Annotated in this window: 17 protein-coding genes; 13 read left to right on the top strand and 4 right to left on the bottom strand. The window is 68.3% G+C overall.

Annotated elements, in window-relative coordinates:
* Nucleotides 1-2: 2 nt before the first annotated feature.
* The 4 genes from ABFX54_RS30545 to pcp all read left to right on the top strand — a co-directional run bounded on the left by ABFX54_RS30545 (nt 3) and on the right by pcp (nt 3,684).
* The gene (locus ABFX54_RS30545; RefSeq protein ID WP_346110023.1) at nt 3-635 is read left to right on the top strand and encodes a TetR/AcrR family transcriptional regulator; all 633 of its coding nucleotides are present in this window, start codon (nt 3-5) and stop codon (nt 633-635) included.
* An 86-nt stretch (nt 636-721) separates the two neighbouring features.
* Nucleotides 722-2,383: a hypothetical protein gene (locus ABFX54_RS30550; protein WP_346110024.1), complete on the top strand. Its 1,662-nt coding sequence runs from the start codon at nt 722-724 to the stop codon at nt 2,381-2,383.
* Between the two features lie 162 nt (nt 2,384-2,545).
* A complete protein-coding gene (gene rraA / locus ABFX54_RS30555; RefSeq protein WP_346110025.1) occupies nt 2,546-3,016 on the top strand; it encodes a ribonuclease E activity regulator RraA in 471 nt (156 codons plus the stop codon).
* Nucleotides 3,017-3,039: 23 nt separating this feature from the next.
* Entirely contained in the window at nt 3,040-3,684 is a 645-nt protein-coding gene (pcp, locus tag ABFX54_RS30560; protein WP_346110026.1) for a pyroglutamyl-peptidase I, read from the top strand.
* Nucleotides 3,685-3,811: 127 nt separating this feature from the next.
* On the opposite strand, the gene ABFX54_RS30565 is transcribed toward pcp, so the two are convergent.
* From ABFX54_RS30565 to ABFX54_RS30575, 3 genes are all read right to left on the bottom strand, one after another.
* A complete protein-coding gene (locus ABFX54_RS30565; protein WP_346110027.1) occupies nt 3,812-4,576 on the bottom strand; it encodes a hypothetical protein in 765 nt (254 codons plus the stop codon).
* Between the two features lie 1,776 nt (nt 4,577-6,352).
* Complete coding sequence (locus tag ABFX54_RS30570) at nt 6,353-6,508, bottom strand: hypothetical protein (RefSeq protein WP_346110028.1); 156 nt, start codon at nt 6,506-6,508, stop codon at nt 6,353-6,355.
* Between the two features lie 291 nt (nt 6,509-6,799).
* Nucleotides 6,800-7,027 (bottom strand): GntR family transcriptional regulator, encoded by a 228-nt coding sequence (locus ABFX54_RS30575; protein ID WP_346110029.1) that lies wholly within the window; start codon nt 7,025-7,027, stop codon nt 6,800-6,802.
* Nucleotides 7,028-7,476: 449 nt separating this feature from the next.
* Between ABFX54_RS30575 and ABFX54_RS30580 the strand changes: the two genes are divergently transcribed.
* The 5 genes from ABFX54_RS30580 (at nt 7,477) to ABFX54_RS30600 (ending at nt 11,364) form a co-directional block, all read left to right on the top strand.
* Nucleotides 7,477-7,773 (top strand): hypothetical protein, encoded by a 297-nt coding sequence (locus ABFX54_RS30580; protein ID WP_346110030.1) that lies wholly within the window; start codon nt 7,477-7,479, stop codon nt 7,771-7,773.
* Nucleotide 7,774: 1 nt separating this feature from the next.
* Nucleotides 7,775-8,764, top strand: a complete 990-nt coding sequence (gene tgmB, locus ABFX54_RS30585) for an ATP-grasp ribosomal peptide maturase (protein WP_346110031.1) — start codon at nt 7,775-7,777, stop codon at nt 8,762-8,764.
* Nucleotides 8,761-9,945 carry a methyltransferase domain-containing protein gene (locus ABFX54_RS30590; protein WP_346110032.1) on the top strand — a complete coding sequence of 395 codons (1,185 nt, stop codon included), beginning with the start codon at nt 8,761-8,763 and terminating at the stop codon, nt 9,943-9,945. The genes tgmB and ABFX54_RS30590 overlap by 4 nt, the downstream gene beginning before the upstream one ends.
* Before the next feature lie 178 nt (nt 9,946-10,123).
* The gene (locus tag ABFX54_RS30595) at nt 10,124-10,432 is read left to right on the top strand and encodes a PadR family transcriptional regulator (protein ID WP_346110033.1); all 309 of its coding nucleotides are present in this window, start codon (nt 10,124-10,126) and stop codon (nt 10,430-10,432) included.
* Nucleotides 10,429-11,364: an HD domain-containing protein gene (locus ABFX54_RS30600; protein ID WP_346110034.1), complete on the top strand. Its 936-nt coding sequence runs from the start codon at nt 10,429-10,431 to the stop codon at nt 11,362-11,364. The genes ABFX54_RS30595 and ABFX54_RS30600 overlap by 4 nt, the downstream gene beginning before the upstream one ends.
* Before the next feature lie 8 nt (nt 11,365-11,372).
* On the opposite strand, the gene ABFX54_RS30605 is transcribed toward ABFX54_RS30600, so the two are convergent.
* Nucleotides 11,373-14,687 carry an ADP-ribosylglycohydrolase family protein gene (locus ABFX54_RS30605; RefSeq protein ID WP_346110035.1) on the bottom strand — a complete coding sequence of 1,105 codons (3,315 nt, stop codon included), beginning with the start codon at nt 14,685-14,687 and terminating at the stop codon, nt 11,373-11,375.
* 632 nt (nt 14,688-15,319) lie between these two features.
* Between ABFX54_RS30605 and ABFX54_RS30610 the strand changes: the two genes are divergently transcribed.
* From ABFX54_RS30610 to ABFX54_RS30625, 4 genes are all read left to right on the top strand, one after another.
* The gene (locus tag ABFX54_RS30610) at nt 15,320-15,631 is read left to right on the top strand and encodes a hypothetical protein (RefSeq protein ID WP_346110036.1); all 312 of its coding nucleotides are present in this window, start codon (nt 15,320-15,322) and stop codon (nt 15,629-15,631) included.
* Nucleotides 15,632-15,995: 364 nt separating this feature from the next.
* A complete protein-coding gene (locus tag ABFX54_RS30615; RefSeq protein ID WP_346110037.1) occupies nt 15,996-16,772 on the top strand; it encodes a DUF4062 domain-containing protein in 777 nt (258 codons plus the stop codon).
* A 24-nt stretch (nt 16,773-16,796) separates the two neighbouring features.
* On the top strand, nt 16,797-17,201 hold the full coding sequence (locus tag ABFX54_RS30620; protein WP_346110038.1) for a hypothetical protein: 405 nt from the start codon (nt 16,797-16,799) through the stop codon (nt 17,199-17,201).
* Nucleotides 17,099-18,301: a DUF7779 domain-containing protein gene (locus ABFX54_RS30625; RefSeq protein ID WP_346110039.1), complete on the top strand. Its 1,203-nt coding sequence runs from the start codon at nt 17,099-17,101 to the stop codon at nt 18,299-18,301. Before ABFX54_RS30620 ends, ABFX54_RS30625 begins: the two co-directional genes overlap by 103 nt.
* Nucleotides 18,302-18,303 lie beyond the last annotated feature (2 nt).

Consider the following 18,303-nt stretch of genomic DNA (forward strand, 5'->3'; position numbering starts at 1 on the left):
GCATGAGCGCAGAGGGGACCCGTCGCCGCTACGACTCGCTGCGCCGTACGGCGCAGGCGATGGAGACCCGCGCCGAGATCGCCCAGGCCGCGCGCCGGCTCTTCGTCGCGCGGGGGTGGACAGCGACGACCGTACGCGACGTCGCCCGCGAGGCGGGCGTCTCCGTGCCGACGGTCTACTCGGTGTACGGCAACAAGGCCGGCCTGACCCGGGCCCTGGCGGACGCCGCCGGCCTGTCCGCCGACCCCGCGCGCCAGCTCGCCGAACTGGAGGCCCCGGGAGCGACGCCCGAACGGCAGCTCGCCGCGATGGCGGCCTTCGACCGGCGGCTGTACGAAGACGCCGGAGACATCATCGTCCCGCTCCGCGAAGCCGCCCGTACGGAACCCGAACTGGCCACCCTCTACCGCGACAGCCGCGCCCGCGCCGCCGAGACCCGCGTGGCGGTGTTCTCGTCATGGCCGGCCAGCACCCTCCGCCCCGGCCTGGACGTGCCGACCGCAGCCGACATCTACGCGGCGATGTGCAGCATCGACGTCTACACCACCCTCACCACCGAACGTGGCTGGCCCCCGGACCGCGTCGAACGCTGGTGGGCCGAAGCCCTGCCCCGCGAACTCCTCTCTGACCACTGATCACAGGGCTTGACTCCTGGAGCCCCCGCCTTCATGATCACAGTGCATCGAACTCACGTTCCCATTATGCGCCTCCAGGAGGACACGTGCGCTCACCGAAACGCGGCGCCGGCTCATCGGCAACGCGCCGCCTGCTCGCCCTCAGCGGCGCCTTAGCCGTGGCGGCCGGCCTGCTCACCGCACTCGCACCGGCCGCCTCAGCCGCCGACTCCACGACCGACCTCGGCGTGCTCATGCCGTCCGTCGCATCCAGAAGCGGTGACGTAGCCGCAGGCGGCGGCAAGGTCTTCGTCTCCGCGAACACCCGGATCCTCGTCACGGACACCCAGGGCACGCTCACCGGCAGCATCACCGGCCTGTCCGGCGCGGCCGGCCTCGCCCTCAACCCGGACGGCACCCGCCTGTACGCCGCGCTGGGCGGCTCGCACCAGGTGGCCGAAGTCGACACCGCCGATCTCAGCATCGTCCGGCACATCGACCTGACCGCCTACCCGTGCCCGGTGAACCTATCGCTCTCCGGCAGCCGGTTGTGGGTCGGCCACGGCTGCTATCGCGAGACCGGAGGCGGGGTCATCGGCCTCGACCTGTCGGCGCCGACACCGGTGCCCGTCCCCATCGACGCCGGTACGTTCGACGCACCCCGGGTCGCCGCCGCCGGAGACACGCTGGCGGTGGCCAACACCTCCACCGAGTCCTCCGACCTCCTGATATACGACATCAGCGGCACCCCTGCCACCCCGCGCGGCACCATCGCGAGCCTCCCGAACGACCAGGGCCTCCCGAACGACCTCGCCCTGACGCCCGACGGCTCGACCGTCATCTCCGTGGACGCCGGCACCCACCAACTCGGCGCCTGGGACACCACCAGCCTGGCCAAGGTCCGCGACTACGCCACGGAAGCGGCAGACTCCCCGGCGGCCGTCGCGATCAGCCCGGACGGCGCTCACGTCGTTGGCGGCTGGAAGGGCGCATTCACCCTGTACGGCACTTCCACGGCGACGACGCTGCACCACACCACCCCACCGGCGTCCAATTCCCTCGGAAGTCTCGCCTTCTCCGGGGCTGACGTCTTCGGCGTGTTGCGGGGAAACAGCGACAAGCGGCTCCGGCTGTGGCGGCTGCACGGAGTGACCCTCCCACCGTCCAAGCTGACCTTGACGGGGCCCTCCACGGCGACCGCGTACGAGGAGTTCACCCTGACGGGACGGCTCACACTGAGCGATGGTTCGGCCCCAGGCGCGCAGACGATCACCGTGACCCGTAGGTCGCCTCTGAGCGGCAGTCCTGTGACACCACTTCCGGATGTGACAACCGCGGCGGATGGCACGTTCACCATCCCGGACACACTGCCGCCCACCAAGGTCACATATGACGTGTTCTGGAACGGCAACGCAGATCACCGATGGAGCAAGACCTACAGGACCATATCCGTCGCTCTGCCCCGTTCGTCACTGACCTTGTCCGGCCCGTCAGAAGGGTCCGCCGGCGAACGACTCCAGTTCAGCGGCGTACTGAAGGCCGGCGACCGGGTTTTCCCGCCGACCACCACGCTCAAGGTGCATCGCGCGCTCGCCCGCGCCGACCTGACGCAGCTGTTCGAGCTGACGCCCGCTCCTGACGGGTCCTTCAGCTTCACCGACACCCCCACCGGGCCAGGCGAATACACCTACGCCGTCCAATGGGAAGGCGACGACTCCCATCGGGGAGCCTGGGTCTACCACGACGTCACGGTCCTGGATCAGCGGTAGTTGAGGGGCGGCGGGTGGCCGGGGTGCTCAGGTAGCACCGCGCCACCTGCCGCCTCACGTACGACGGCCTGCCCGGTCCCGCCCTCTGACGGCTGAGCCGATACGGTCGGCCGGAGCGCCGCTTCGACCAGCGGGACGCCCGATGCGCAGAAAGGCCGCGCCATGACCATTGTGACCGCAGACCTCTACGACGAGCGAGGCGAGCAGCTCGACTCCTGCGACCTCCAGCTCTCCCAGTACGGCGGCCGCCGCGCCTTCTCCGGCACGGTCGCGACCGTCCGCTGCCATGAGGACAACGTCCTGCTCAAATCGGCTCTGGAGGAGCCCGGCGAGGGACGCGTCCTGGTGGTCGACGGCGGCGGCTCCCTGCACGCCGCCCTCATGGGCGACGTCATCGCGGGCCTCGCCGTCACCAACGGCTGGGCGGGCGTGATCATCAACGGCGCGGTACGAGACGTCGCCGCCCTGCGCGAGCTGGACCTGGGCATCAAGGCCCTGGGCTCCAACCCCCGCAAGAGCAGCAAAACGGGAGCCGGCGAACGCGACGTCCCGGTTACCTTCGGCGGCGCCACCTTCCACCCCGGAGCCGAACTGTTCAGCGACGACGACGGCATCCTCGTTACCCGCGCCTGACCCCCGGCTGACAGAGGAAATTCATGACCCACGTGCTGCTCACCGGATTCGAGCCCTTCGACGGCTCTGGCGTCAACCCGTCGTGGCAGGCGGTGCAACGCGTCGCGACCACCCCGCCGGACGGATTATCGCTGACGACGGCGATGCTGCCGGTGACCTTCCACGACGCCATCGCACAGCTGCGCGCCGCCGTAGAGGAGTCCGGCGCCGACGTCGTCATCTGCGTCGGCCAGGCGGGCGGAAGGCCGGGCATCTCGGTCGAACGCATAGCCATCAACCTCGACGACGCCCGCATCCCCGACAACAAGGGCGTACAGCCCGTGGACGAGCCCGTAGTCGCGGACGGCCCGGCGGCCTACTTCGCCACCCTCCCGGTGAAGGCCTGCGTGGCCGCCGTCCGCGAGGCCGGCCTGCCGGCGTCCGTCTCGCACACGGCGGGCACGTTCGTCTGCAACCACGTCTTCTACGGCCTGATGCATCTCATCGCCTCCGGCCGGCCGGGGGTGCGCGGAGGCTTCGTCCACGTGCCGTACCTGCCGGAACAGGTCCCGGACGGCGACAAGCCGTCGATGCCCGTCGACTCGATCGCGGCGGCCCTGACCGCGATCGTGTCCGCGGCGGCCACCACGACATCAGACCTGAAGGAAACCGGCGGCTCCCTCCACTGACCCAGGTGCCGTGCGGGCTGAGGTGGCCAGAGGCCGGCCACCTTCAGCTCGACGCGAGCGGGGCGCCCGAGCAGGACGTTCAACCCGGCGTCAGGGAGGGCGTCGGCTGGTTACCTCGGCCCCAGGACTACGGGGTGGAGTCGCCAGTGCTCCCGGGCCTGGTGTCGTCGTCATCAGTGGCCGGGTGCTCACTGACCTGCTCGTCTTCGGAGTCCTCCTCGGCGAGGTCATCAGGTGGGGACGCGTCCGCGGGCTCGAAGAAGGCTTCCAGCGGCCCGGGCGGGGCGGACGACTTGAACGGCGGGCTCCAGGCGGCGGTCGCCTCTGGGTCCTCGTCGGAGTCGTGCGCAGGCGAATCGGTCCCGGGACGAGGATGTTCCGCACCGGATGGGGCGCTGTCCTGTTTATCGAGGGCGATGACGTTGTCGAGGGCTTCGAGAAGTTGCCGCGTCCACGGGTTCTCCTCCCCGGCAGCCCTGGCGGGGAGGGGAGCCGGAGCCGAAGGCACGGGTTCGACGTATTCCGGGGTGGCCAGGCGCGTCCTGCGGGACCTGGCCACGAGCACCGCGAGCCCGGCCAGCAGCGCGACCAGGAGCACCACCGCCGAGGTGACCGTCGTCGTGGTGGACAAGCCCCACTGATGACTGGACGCCGCGGTGTTGACGTGCGCGGGGACGGCACTGGAAGTGGTGGTGCTGGCTGCCGGCGGCGAGGCAGCGGCACCTTCGTCGGCTTCAACCTCCGGCGTGGCCACCGTGTTCTCGTCGGCTGCGGCCTCCGGCGCGGGCGAAGTAGAAGTGTCGTCTGTCGCTGCTGAATTGGGGGTGGCGGACGGTTCGGCTTCGTCGGTCGCCGCAGCGGCCGGTGACTCCGATGCCGTGGCGGTGTCCACGGGGGAGGGGGCCTCCTCGGAGGCCGTGGCGGTCTCTGTAGGCGATGGCGACTCGGATGCCGTAGACGTGGGCGAAGCTGACTCGGACGCCGTGGGGGTGGGCGAAGGCGACTCGGCCGTGGTCGTGGGGGTGGCTGTGGGGGACTCGGAAGTCGTGGGTGTAGGGGAGGACGAATCCGACGTCGTGGAGGTCGGGGTGGATGACGGCGTCTCGGTGGACGTCGGTGCGTCCGAAGTAGGTTGCGGGGTAGTCGTAGGGGCAGGCCCGCCCGACGTTGAGGTGGGAGTGGCCTCTGGCGTCTCTGACGGTGGCGTGCTTTCGGACGGTGGGGTGTCGTCCGAGCCATGAGTCGGCCTTGGTACGGGCCGGGTCGCTACGACCGATGGGCCGGCACCTTCTTGATGGTGGGAGCCGTCCTGATGGGATCCGTTCGGGTTCCCGCCGCTCTGGCTGTTGCTGTCGCGATTCGGGGCCGACGAGGTGCCCGGCTCCTCCGGAAAGCCCTGCCCGAACTCCTGAGAATTCGGGCCCTTACCATGCGGGCTCTGGTAGCTCCCTTGAGCGTCCTGGGAGTCGTCCGCATCGGTACGCGGCCCACCATGAGGTCCGCCCGCCGGTGGGCCCGCCTGGTCCTCATGGTCCTGCGAATCGGCGATCTCCGCATCGTCCTGAGAGCCAGGGGGCCGGTGGCCCTGCTGATCCTCGGCAACGTGCGGGCTGGAGTCCGCCACGGAGGTTGGGTCGGAAGCCTGTGCAAGGGGCGTAAGGGCACCAGGTTCTGCCTCGGCAGGCTGATACCACGAGGTCAAGAAAAAGACCGAGTCGATGAACTTCTGGATATCTGGCGTCATGGAAGCGGGGGACCTCCCTGGACGAGGCCGGATTCAACCATGCAGACCGTGACAAAAGTGACGATGAAGGACTGATAGGTCTAAACCGGGAGCCTGTGGGTGCAGCGAGCGTACCTGACGTTCTTGCAGGTCAAGAGCTCCAGAAGGCGTGATCGACGGCCCTGCCGGGAGCGAAGCCAAGCAGGAGAAGCGCTGTCGGCAACTCGGTCAACGCGAATAATGCAGAAAGATCTACCAAAGTCCGCCTTCAGACGGTGTCGGTCGCTTCGGTCAGCAGCTGGTGGCCGGCGAGTTCCATGCTGCGGTCCCAGGTCAGGGTGCTGCGTAGGCGGGCACATCCATCCGTGTGAACGCCTGCTGCGGGGCGGGGATGACCGTCGCGGTGTGACGGCTGGGGAGCGGGACCATGGTCAGGTAGCGGGACTTGCGGTCGACCAGTATCGCGATCTGGCTGTTCTTGGCTCCGATGATGAGGTCGCCTTCGAGGTGGCCGAGCTCGGTTCGGGCGTTGGCGGCGTCAGGCCGTCCCTCGATCGGGCCTGTGAACGGACACGAGGTTCTCCCGGCAGTCGGACACCACGATCCCGGCATACGGACAGCAGTTCTCCCGGCACACGGTCACCCGATACCCAGTCTGGCGGACACGTCGAAGTCTCGGTTCCGATCAGGAAGTTCACGCAGAGCGACTTACGATCGCCATGCGGTGGCCGGCGCTGAAACGTGGCTGGCATCGAGCACCGTCGTACCAGGCCTCAACACGTGCGTCCGGGCCGGACGGACGAGCGCACGAAACCCAGCCCGGTGGCGCGAGTCGGCCCTTCAGCAGGCGAGTCCACCTCCAGGGTTATCGTGGCCGCCTACCCGGACAGCCATGGCCATCCACCAGGATCGTCATGGCCGCCGACCGGGGTTTCCTGCTGACCGCTAACAGGGCCGTGCCCCGATGATCCGGGAACGCCATGGGCCCTTGACCGTGTTCTTCTTGTTCTTGCGGGTGGGACGGCGCGTGCGCAGCTTGGTGCACAGCTCGCGCGGGATCATGTAGATCGCGCGGTAGATGCTTTCGTGGCTGATCCGCATGAGCGGGTTGGCGGCGTGTGTCAGCCGACGCCGAACTCCTGCATGAGCTGCACCTCGGACAACAGGTGCTTGGGCCGGTAGGTGCCGTCGCTGCCCCGCTGACGTAGGCGCCGGCGATCTCATCCCGTGGGGCCTGGCCGGTGCGAAAACGGCAATCGAAGGCGAGCCCACTGTTGGCGTAGAGATCGGCCAGTGTCTGGTCCCAGGCGTTCAGGGGGTGCAGTGCGTCGGTGTCGCCGCGTTGCCGCGAGCGGGGTGTCGCGGGGACCCGCAGAGCATGGGTGTAGTGATCTACTGTGGCGCGACTATGGAACCCTTGCCGGGCTTGGTCGTGATCAGTTCCCGGTTCCTGAGGTTCTCCATCGCCTTCCGTACGGTCACACGGGCGACGTCGAACTCCTCCTGAAGTTTCACCTCGGAGATCAAGGTGAGCGGTGGGTAGGTGCCGTCGTCGATGCGCTCTGCGACGACGTTCGCTATCTGCTCCCACTTGTAGAGCCTGGGGTCCCACTCGATCACAGGACGACCATACGTGTTAGTGGACTTTCCGACATAGAACAGGCATGGCTAAGAAGTCTATAGACAGGGTAGGACAGGTTAAGTTAGGTTGAGCGGCATGGCGTTGGTGAGCGCCAGTCCGTGGTTCCTCCGGGTGAGGCTTGTGCGGTGCGCTCCAGGCCGCCGCCCGTGGGAGCGCACGAAGCGACTGAGGATGGCTCCTCGCTCACCAACGCCTGTTCATCGGTAGCGATCTCCGCGGGGGCCGTGGGTGCGGACGTCGGGGATCGCTCGTCAGGAAAGGCGGTGAGTTCCTGTGGTGGACGATGACGATTTCCACAGCACGCACCCCGCTCCGCCGGGTCCGGACGCGGTGCCGGTGCGGTGGAGGGTGGCGCCAGGAGAGAAGCGCTGTCCGGAAATACCGGCCTGCCCGCACAAGGCGGACAGGTAGAAGGAGGAACACTTCGATGCGTACGAGCACCAAGCAGGACGACCAGTCGGCTCTCGACCTCATCACCCACTCCCCGGACGGAGAATCGCGCGGAACCCCCTTCCGGGCCGGCGACTTCTTCCCCATGTCCCCGACCGAGCACATCCTGTCGGCCGCCGGCACCCCGGCCGGCGAAGCACGCCCGTGGGGTCTGCGTCACCTCGTCGCGCCGGCACCCGTCGCCGCCGGGAACCACGGTGGCGGCCGCAGCAACGAGACCAGTGAGACCAGCAGCGACGGGACCGTCCCCAGCGAGGAGCAGGTCAAGGACTGACGTGACGCACACCGTCCTGATCATCACCGACGACACCGACACCGCGGCCGAACGCGTCGCAGCCGAGCTGGCCGGCCGCGGGGTCCCCGTCGTCGCTCTGGACACCGCCGACTTCCCGGCGCACGCCTCGATGGCGGCTCACATCGAGACGGGCCGCCGCGGCTGGTCAGGCGTCGTCGGTACGGTACGCGGCGAGCTCGACCTGGCCGGCGTGGGCGCGATCTACACCAGGCGCCCCACCCAGTTCCGGATGGACGAGCGCATGTCGTCCCCGGAACGCGCCTTCGCCTACGCGGAAGCCCGTTACGGGTTCGGCGGGGTGCTGGCCGCGTTGCGGCAGAGCGGCTGCCTGTGGGTCAACGATCCGATGGCCGCGATGCGGGCCGAATACAAGCCGATCCAGCTCGTCACGGCCGCTCGCGTCGGGCTGAACGTACCCAAGACGATCATCACCAACGACCCTCAGGAAGCGCACGCGTGGGCGAAGGAGCTCGGCAGGCCGTTCGTCTACAAGGCGGTCGGTGGCATCTGGCACGCGGACGAGGGCCAGGTGCGGGTCATCTACACCAAGCCCCTGGACGACCCTGATGAGCTGCTCGATCCGGCTCTGGCGCGCACCGCGCAACTGTTCCAGGAATGGGTGGACAAGGCGTACGAGGTACGGGCTCTCGTGATCGGCGCCCAGGTGCTCGCGGTGCGCATCGACAGCGCCAGCGAGCAGGGCACGATCGACTGGCGCAGCGACTACGACTCCCTCACGTACGAGCGCGTCGATCTTCCGAACGAGATCAGCGATCGGCTGGTGGAGCTGCACGAACGGCTGAACCTGGTGTACGGCGCCGCCGACCTGATCTGCGACCCGCAGGGCCGCCACCACTTCCTGGAGACCAACCAGAGCGGGGAGTGGGGCTGGCTCAACCAGAAGGCGGGCCTGCCCGTGCCGGAGGCGCTGGCGGACGTTCTGCAGCTGGGTCCGGCATGGGCACGATGACGCCCCCGGACGGTCTCACGTTCGACGACCTGATCGCGAAACTGGCCGCCCACCTGCGCAGCCGAGGCTCGCTGACGGAGGCGAGGTGGGAGGAGGCGCTTCGTGCGGTGCCCCGGCACCTTTTCGCGCCTGCTGCGGCCTGGTTCACCTCGAACCATGCCAGCGCGCCGCGGGGCCGGTTCGACCTCGACGAGGATCCGGTGGGCTGGTGGACGGCGGTGTACGCCGACACCTCCATCATCCTGCAGACCGACGACGGGGCCGGCGACCCGCTCAGCGGCAAGGGCCTCTTCTCGTCGTCGGTCTCGGCCCCCGGCATCATGTTCCCCTTCCTGGAGTTGCTGGCTCCCCAGGTGGGTGATCGCATCCTGGAGATCGGGACGGGCTCCGGCTGGACGGCAGGTCTGCTGTCGTGGGCTGCCGGAGCGAACGGTGTCGTCTCCATCGAGGTCGATCCTGAGGTGGCAGCTCGGGCCGCGGCCAATCTCGGCGAGGCCGGGTGCGCCGCTCAGCTGGTGGTCGGTGACGGCACCGAAGGCCGGGCCGAGCGGGCGCCGTTCGATCGGGTGCATGTGACGGTGGGTGTGTCCGACATCCCGATGGCCTGGATCGAGCAGACCAGGCCGGGCGGCGTCATCGTGCTGCCCTGGCACGCCGGCGGGCTGGTCGGGCACCAACTGCGCCTGGAGGTGCTGGATGAGACCACGGCTGTCGGCCGCTTCCACGGGACCGCCAGCTACATGATGCTGCGCGAGCAACGCTTCAACACCCGATGGAACGGCCACCACCACGAGGCGGCACACCGCTCCACGACGAAGGTCCACCCTCGGATCTTCTGGAACATGGACCTGGGTGCGCTACTGCTGTGCCAGGCGCTGGTTCCTCGGGTCGGCTGGTACGACGTCTGCGAGGACGGTGAGGACTCGCTGCTGCTGTACGAGCTGGACGATCACGCCGGCGAAGGCTCGTGGGCGGCCTGTGATCGAAAGCCCGGAGCGGCTGAGGGGGAGGTGGCGCAGTACGGTGAGCGGCGGCTTTGGGATGAGTTGTCGTCCGCCTATCGGGAGTGGGTCTCGCTCGGGAGGCCCGGTTACGACCGGTTCGGGCTGACCGTCGATCCGGACGGCACCCACCTGTGGCTTGATCGCCCCAGCGCCCGGAAGTGGCGGGTGCGGACCTGACGAGCATCGAGGCCCGCACCCGGCTGGCCGGTAAGGCGAAATGGCTTCGGCAACCGGGCAGGCCACCCGCTCCTGGGCTGAGTGGCCGGCGACGTTCGTCAGACTGTTATGGCGGAGGGGGTAGTGTCACGCTTCGTGCTGGATGTCTAGAGTTCGATACATGGCAGATGGTCCCCGCATGACCTTGCAGACGATGCTGGTGCTGCAAGTGCTGCTGTCCGACCCGGCGCAGCGCCGTTACGGCCTGGAGCTGTGCGAGCAGACCCGCCAACACCCCGGCACGGTCTACCCGATCCTGGCCCGGCTGGAGCGCGACTTCGGCTGGCTTGAGCGTCACGAGGAATCTCGGGCCGAGCACCTGGCCGAGGGACGCCGGGCTCGCCACTACTACCTGCTGACCGACGAGGGCGCGGTGAAGGCGCGCGCCGCCCTCGACCGGGCCGAGCGGTCACGTACGGTCACACATCTACGGACGGCGACGTCATGACCCTCCCGGTGGCCCCGCTGCGGGCCGAACTGAGCGCCAGGTTCACCGCCGCGGAACGTGACCGGATCCAGCGCGCCTACAGGCTCGCCGCCCATTTCCATTCGGGGCAGGCACGCAAGAGCGGCGATCCGTACATCACTCATCCGGTCGCCGTCGCGGAAGTCGCCGCCGAGGTGGGTCTGGACTGCGACAGCGTCTGCGCCGCTCTGCTCCACGACGTGATCGCCGACACAGGCTGCACCGCCGCGCAGCTCCGCACGGAGTTCGGCGACGCGATCATCGGGCTGATCCAGGGCATGACCGATCTTGACCGCCAGTACGACCAAGCCGCGATCGACGCCGCCGACGAGCGTGTCCTCGCACTGAAGGTGCTTGATCGACTGCACAACATGCGTACCCTCCAGTATTTGACGCCGGCCCGACGGCAGCTCAAGAGCCGGCAGACGTTGGATGTCATCGCGCCGGCCGCGGAGCGCCTCGGCCTGCGGGCCATCGCCGACGAACTCCAAACGCTCGCCCGCCTGCACCTGCCGGGCGGAACCGGCGTCGCGGGTCGCATGCTCGCCTTGGGCTCGATGATCCTGCCCGCGACGCTGCGGGCAAGTTATCTCGACGAATGGCTCGGCGAGCTGGACGTCGTACCAGGCAGTCAGGCCCGTGCGCGTTTCGCCTTCGGGTTGCTTCGGGGCATGCCGGCGCTGGCCCTGACCCTGCGCCGCCCGCCAGGCCGAACGGGCTCACTGTTGGCGGTGGCCCGCTGGATCCTGCGCTCCGAGCTGCGTACGTGGGCCCCGCTGACCCTGCTGCTGGGCTGGGTGGTCCTGGAGATCGCACAGAGCAGCCTCGGCGACGCGATCGTCGCCTTGATCACCGTTCCTCCCGTTCTCCATACGGGGGTCAAGTACGCACGCGCGAAGCTGGGTCTCGGCTGATACAGAAGTCAGCCGTACGCTGCCTCCCGCATGGCCCGCAGCCCTTCGGCGAGCGAGTCCAGGCCGGGCGGGAGCAGGACCTGCGGTTGCCATGGAACCTCCAACGTGTCCTGGCCGCAGCTCAGGATGCCTCCGATGATCGCGGCCACGGTGTCGGTGTCCCCGCCGAGGCTGACGGCGTACCGCATGGCTTCGATCGGGTCGTCGTGGAGGGGGAGTATGTGGAGGATCGCGCCCAAGGTGTCCGAGACCTCCAGGGACACGCCGGCGGGAGCGGGTTGCCAGGTTGTGGGGAAGGAGGCGCCGAAATGAGCCAGTTCTTCCCGGGCGACGGTGACCAGGTCCTCGGTGGTGCAGCCTTCCAGGGCCCACGATCCCATGGCCGCCACAGCGCACGCGGCGGCGATGGCTCGGGGGTCGGCGTGGGTGGTCTTGGTCAGGCGTACGGCCAGGTCGCGGCGGCGTTCGGCCTCTATGGCCGGCAGGGCCCAGCCGATGGGGAGCACCCGCATCATGGCGCCGTTGGTCGATCCGCCGTCGGCGACCGGGGATCCGGTGGTCGCGAACCGCTGCACGGCTCGGCGTGTGGTGGGGCCGGCTCCGCGCATGGTGGGGAGGGCCGCGGTCAGGGCCTGGAGGAAGGTCACTTCTGAGCCGCCGGTGGTGATCAGGTTCTGGGCGAGCAGGACGAGTTGTTCGGTGTCGTCCGAGGTGCTGCCGGGTGGCCAGCCTCTCTGGGCGGTGAGCGTTTCGGTCAGGTGGATGTCTTGGGGAGGTTTGCCCTCCCAGGGGACGCCGAGCGCGTCGCCGCAGCAGAAGCCGGTGAGCCCGTTGAGGATGCGGCGGGCCGGCGGGACCGCCTGGTCCGGGAAGAGCTGGGTGAGGATGCCGAAGCCGCTCCAGGCGATGGCGCGTCGGCCGCGGTCGGCGTACCGGACGCGCTCGCGCCCGTGCGTGAGGCGGGCCAGGGAGAGGCAGGCGGAGGCGACGTCGTACGGGGTGCCGTGGTGTTCGAACTCTCGCAACGCCTGGATGGTCAGTTGCCGGGCGGTCGTCTGGTCGTCGTCGGCGCGGTGGACGGCTGCTTCGCTGTGGGTGATCCGCGCCGCGAGCAGGTCGTCGCCGAGGTCTCGGGCCATGCGGCCGGCCTCTGCCAGGGTTTGGGCGGCTTCCTGCGTGAGGCCCAGGCCGCAGCGGGCCCTGCCGAGACCGTGAAGGGACTGGGCGATTCCGCGGGCGTCTTTTGCGGCTTTGCGGATGGTGAGGGCTTCGGCCTGGCTGGTCAGGGCGGTTTCCCAGGAGCCGGTGGCTTCGGCTATCAGTGCGGTGGTCTGGAGGAGGTCGGCGTGCAGGGCCTGGTCGGTGACGTTTTGGTGGGCTTGGGTGATGAGGGTGTCCGCGCGTTCCAGGTTGCCGGAGAAATACTCGATCTCCGCCAGGAGCTTGAGCCACGGTGCTTGGTCGCTGGTTATGTTCAGGCCCTCGGTGGCGTGGTCGCGGCCTGCTGTGAAACGGCCTCGGTGCAGCTCGATCCCGGCCAGGCGGAACAGGAAGCCCTCCCGGGCGTCTTCGTCCGTGAGAGCCAGGGCGGCGTGGGCCAGGTGCTCGGCCTGATCGAGGTCGCCTCTGTAGAAGGCGATCTCGGCACGTACGAGTACGGCGTAGGCGGAGCTGAAGGGGAGACCGTCGATCAGGGCTTCGGCCTGGGGCCAGTTGCCGAGGGCGAGGTGGGCTCTGGCCACCCGGTACAGGCAGGGGCCCTGGTCCCCGTCTGTGCGCAGGTCGTTGAGGAGGTTGGTCAGGGTGCGGCAGCGGTCGAAGCGGCTGGTGGCGAGGCTGCGGTCCATGAGCGCGATCCAGGCCGCCGATCCCTGGTGGGGGTCCAGGTGGCTCAGGTGGTACGTGGCTTCTAAGTCGGCGGTGAACTCCTGGCGTTCGCCGTAGTGCCAGGCCAGGGCTTCGTGGGCCTTGCGTACCTCGTCGGGGTGGAGGTGTTGGAGTGATCGGCGCAGGATGGGGTGCATGGCGTACGCGCCTGTACCCCCAGGCAGCGGTGAGATGAAGGAGAAGGCCGTCAGCCTGGCGAAGGCGGTGGGGTCGGTGGGGAAGCCGAGGGCTTGACCGAGGTGGTGGAAGGTGTCGGCGGTGAAGGCGCGGCAGGCGCTGACGGCCACGATGCCGTGCTCGGCCTCGGCGGGTAGCCGGCGTTCCCTGTCGATCGGGGTCCCGTCGGCGGCGAGTGCCATGTCGGTGCAGAGGCCGAGGGAGTAGGGGTGCACCTCGTCGGGGGCGGTGGAGGCGTGGGTGACGAGTGCTGTCCGTACGGCTGGATCCGTGACGCCGGCCAGGGTGAGGTAGTGGGTGGCGTCGGCGGTGGTCAGGGGGCCGACCAGGCGGTGATCGACGTACTGCTCGGGGATGGGGAAGAGGGGAGCGGACGGCCACGGCGGGCGGGTGCGGCCCGCCACGACGGCGACGATGCCGGAGCCCAGGTCGAGCTGGCCGAGCAGGCAGCGCAGCCACTCGTCGCGCATCGGCTTGTCGGCGTGGAACAGGTCGTCCGTGTCGCCGAAGAACGCCTCGTGGGTGTCGAAGAGCAGCACGATCGGGTCGTGCTCGGCGGCGGCGTCGTTGAGGTCCTTGGCGAACAGCTGCGGCAGCTCGTACAGCAGGTCGGGCTCGGGGACGAGGGCCAGGATGTGATCGGCGTCCTCGTGGGAGAGGCGGCGTTGCGCGCGACGGCGGGTGAAGGTCTCGTCCATGCGGGAGGTGAGCATGTGCCGGCCGCCGCGCAGGAACGGCAGCGTGAGTAAGGCGTCGGCGATGTCGAGCGCGGTGTCGACCTCGCTGCTCGGGAACAGCTCGCGGATGCGGTGGGCTAGGTCGAAGCCCAGTTTGTGCAGGTACGTGATGGCGGCGAAGTCGAAGCGTGGGGTGGCGATGCGGGGGGCGAGCCGGCGTTTCAGCATGAACAGTGCCGAGAACGCCTCCAGCGGCCGGTTGTCGCCCGCCGGCGGGGCGCCGAAGTCGATCCTGGCCACCGGCACCGGGTGGCCGTGCTCGGCGAGGCGGTCGAGGAGCTCGGTGTCGGGGGTGTCGCGGAGGTCCGGCCAGCGGTCCTCCGTGCGCAGGCAGGCCCGGGTTTCCAGGTGGCGGAGGAGTAGGGATTTACCGACGCCGTCGGGGCCGTGGAGGTAGAGGATCCGGTCCGGGGGTGGGTCGTCGTTGATGAGGGTGACGATGTGGCGGGTCAGCTTGAAGCGGTTGACGAACCGGTCGAGTGCGACAGCTGAAGGGGGTGCGTCCTCGTGGAAGATGGGCACGGTCAGCTCTGTATGTATCTGACTAGCAATGTGGTATCCCGTCCCAGGTAAACGAGCTGAATCAACGGGGTCGTACGGCCCAGGTCTGATCACGCGAGCCGCCGTTACGGACGTTTTACACTGCGCCGCAGAACGTTTCCACCTGGTTGGCTCAATCCCTCGACTGCATTCGAGGGACGAGCTTTATAAGGTGGGCTTTCTTGTCAATCCCGTCTGAATGGCATATGTCGAACTTCGACACGACACCGTGCTTCCCTGTAGGTACGCGAAGATCGAACACCCTGGCGGAGACCTTCTCCGTACGCGATCACCAATGCGCTCGCCACACCCTGTGGATAACTCACCGTACGAGCTGATCGCCAGAAGATTTTACCTGGCCTTCATTCCCAAGAACGTGCAGCGATTGCCCCAGCTTTATCCCTACTTGGGTCCATTTCGCCCGCGTATCCCTGGGCGGAAGAACACACCCCGTGGAGGAAAACACGCCGAAGTTCGGGAGAAAGATTCACACCCGCCGTGGTCTCCTGCTCCGCACTCGCCCAGACGTATGTCACTGTGCTCATCAACAAGCCCGGCGTCGTCAAAAGGCAGACCCGGGATCCCCTATCTCACCTGGTAAGGGAAGGATGTGCGTGAACTCAGAAGCACTGTTCCTCGAGCTGGTGCAACGCATTGAGACGCTTGAGACGAACACCCGCGCCGACGCGGACACCACCGCGGTCGGCTTCCTTCTGGTGCTGACCGAGCTCTCCGGACTCCGCGCCGAGATCGCCAACGGACGCACTGAGACACGACAGGACTCCGCCGCCCTCGGCGATGAACTCGGCGGCCTCCGCTGGCACATGCACGACCATTTCACCGCTCTACATCGCGAAAACCTGCACTGGCTCATCACACTCCAACAAATCATCAACCAAGTCAGACAGGAACCAACCCACAACTAAACCCATAGGCCTGGTCTGAAACCGTTCAGACCGGGCCTTTCTGAAATACGGCATCACGCTCGTCGGCTCAGCCCGGCGGCGGTCGCGTCGCGGTCGCCGCTGGCGTCAGGGACTACAGTGATCACGAGCTTCCCGATCGGCGTTGACGCGTCGATCATGCTTGCGAACTCACATGATCATCGGGAAGGTACGCCCCTCTTCCGACCGATCCACAGGTCTCAAGCATCGCTCCTAGCCGATCCGGTTACAGCCTTGGACTGCGAGTCGCGTAGACGCGCGCAGGTACGGGTTCGGGGCGGATACTGGCGGTGTCGGGGGATGCGCATAGCGACATGGCCATCTGAGGGAACGGGCGGGTTGCGACGTGGCGAAGATCTATGTGTCCTCCACGTTCAAAGATCTCCAAGCCGAGCGAGCGGCGGTGCGGCTGGTCGTGGAGCGGATGCGGCTGCCCGGCGTGGCCATGGAGGCCTACGTCGCCGAGTCCGGACGCCCGCTGGACAAGTGCCTGCGTGATGTCCGCGACTGCGACGTGTATGTGGGCATCTTCGCCTGGCGCTACGGCTACATCCCGCCTGGGCAGAGCATGTCGATCACCGAGTTGGAATACCGGCAGGCGGTCGATGCGGGCAAACCCACCCTGATCTTCCTGCTCGACCCGGACGCCCCATGGCCACGATCCCGGATGGATCAAGACCTGTCTCAGATCGAAGCGTTACGGCAGGAGCTGAGCGCCGCCTTGCTGTGCAGCACCTTCCACACCGCCGACCAACTGGCCGGACTGGTCGGTGCCGCCCTCCACAATCATCTGACCGAACTGCAGCAAAGAGCGCCGACCGTCCTGCCGCCGGTGTCCCAGGCACTGGGACGGCATCGGCTGCTGAGCACAAGACGGCGCAGGTGTCAGCCGAGGGCGACCGGTCGGTCGCCATCGGCGGCGACAACTCCGGCACCGTCCCGACCGGCGACCGTGCGCGCAACGTGCAGATGGAGGCGCATGCCTCGGATCAAAGCGCGGTTTATCAGTCAGCCGGTGACCAGCACATCCACGAGTACGTGGACCAGCGGCCCACCTACGGCGGCGATCACCTCGAATTCCACCACAACACCTTCCATGACAAGGTCGTCGGCAAGCAGGTGAGCCCGCCCCGCGACGAGGTGGACGATGAGCGGAGCTGAAGACGGCCCTGGGGCGGGCGACCACGTCGACTTCCACGACAATGTCTTCCACGGCAAGGTCGTCGGCGCCGAATACCACCGCCACGAGCACTATCACTACCCGCCCGCGCCGGAGCCGGGCCAGATCGTCGAGGGTGACATCCCGCAACGCCCGCCCGGCTTCCAGTCACGCGAGCAACTGCTGCAGCGGCTGGCGGGTCTGCTCGGCGACCAAGCCCCGGGCCAGAGCGGCGACGGGGGCGAGCACCGGGGAGCGGTGGCGATCTGTGCGATGGCGGGCAACCCGGGGTGGGCAAGACGATGCTGGCCGCCTCCTACGCCTGGGCGAGTCAGGCCGCGCGCTGGCCGGTGGTGGCCTGGATCGCCGCCGAGACCACCGAGCAGATCCTGACCGGCCTGGACGCTCTGGCCGGACGGCTTGGAGTACGCGCAGCCGATGACGACGCCGCGGCGGGCGCCGCCCGCGCCAAGGCCTGGCTGGCCACCACCACGCAGCCGGCGTTGCTGGTCTTCGACAATGCCACCGACGTGGCGACGGTGCGCCGCTGGTGCCCGGCCACCGGCGCCACCCGGGTGCTCATCACCACCCGCAACCGCGCCTTCCTGCGCGTCTGCGAACCTCTCGAAGTCGAGGTGTTCACCCCCGCTCAGGCGTCCGCCTTCCTGCACCGGCGCACCCACGTGATCGATGCGGACGGCGCCGCCGAGCTGGCCATCGAGCTCGGGCACCTGCCGCTGGCGCTGGCCCAGGCCGCCGCGGTGATCGCCCGCCTGCGGCTGGACTATGCCGGCTACCTGGACCTGCTGCGCGACTTCCCCATCGGCGACTACCTGCCCGCCCGGCACGGCGACGCCTACCCGGCCGGCACTGCCGAAGCGATCCTGCTGTCGATCACCCAGGCTGAGACCACCCTGCCCTTCGCCCGGCAACTGCTCTCGATCCTGGCCGTCCTGTCCCCTGCCGGCATCCCCCTGCCGGTGCTGTCGGCCCCGGGCGGCACCGGCATCGAGCCGATGCGCCTCAGGGAAATGCTCGCCGACCTGGCCGACACCTCACTGATCACCTTCAACGAGGACGGCACCGCGATCTTGATGCACCGCCTGGTACAGCGCGTGCTGCGCGAACGTGCCACGCACCACGGCGACCTCGACACCATCCTGGACCAGGCCCTCCGCCTGCTCTACGTCTTCAACGCCACTCTGCCCAACGGTGCCCAGACCTGGACAGCCCGCCCTGCGGTCGAGATGTTCATCGAACAGGCCGACACTCTCTACCGGCAGGCCCACACCGACGACGGGTTGCCAGCCGATCTGTTAGCCCTCCGGGCCTGGTGCGGCCGATACCTGTACGACCTTGCCGATCTCACCCGCGCCATCCCCCTGTTGCAAACAACCCTGACCGAGCAGGAGCGGGTGCTCGGCGCCGACCACCCGACGACTCGGATTGTCCAAGGCAACTTGACAATCGCCATTGCGGAACATCGCAGTTGATC

The sequence above is a fragment of the Nonomuraea maheshkhaliensis genome (assembly GCF_039529435.1).
GTDB lineage: Bacteria > Actinomycetota > Actinomycetes > Streptosporangiales > Streptosporangiaceae > Nonomuraea > Nonomuraea maheshkhaliensis.

Bases quoted from the DNA above. Each gene is read 5' to 3' on its own strand.
- rraA (WP_346110025.1), top strand. From the start codon at position 2,546: ATGACCATTGTGACCGCAGACCTCTACGACGAGCGAGGCGAGCAGCTC.
- ABFX54_RS30595 (WP_346110033.1), top strand. From the start codon at position 10,124: ATGACCTTGCAGACGATGCTGGTGCTGCAAGTGCTGCTGTCCGACCCG.
- ABFX54_RS30620 (WP_346110038.1), top strand. From the start codon at position 16,797: ATGAGCGGAGCTGAAGACGGCCCTGGGGCGGGCGACCACGTCGACTTC.
- ABFX54_RS30590 (WP_346110032.1), top strand. From the start codon at position 8,761: ATGACGCCCCCGGACGGTCTCACGTTCGACGACCTGATCGCGAAACTG.
- ABFX54_RS30545 (WP_346110023.1), top strand. From the start codon at position 3: ATGAGCGCAGAGGGGACCCGTCGCCGCTACGACTCGCTGCGCCGTACG.
- pcp (WP_346110026.1), top strand. From the start codon at position 3,040: ATGACCCACGTGCTGCTCACCGGATTCGAGCCCTTCGACGGCTCTGGC.
- ABFX54_RS30600 (WP_346110034.1), top strand. From the start codon at position 10,429: ATGACCCTCCCGGTGGCCCCGCTGCGGGCCGAACTGAGCGCCAGGTTC.
- ABFX54_RS30580 (WP_346110030.1), top strand. From the start codon at position 7,477: ATGCGTACGAGCACCAAGCAGGACGACCAGTCGGCTCTCGACCTCATC.
- ABFX54_RS30570 (WP_346110028.1), bottom strand. From the start codon at position 6,508: ATGCGGATCAGCCACGAAAGCATCTACCGCGCGATCTACATGATCCCG.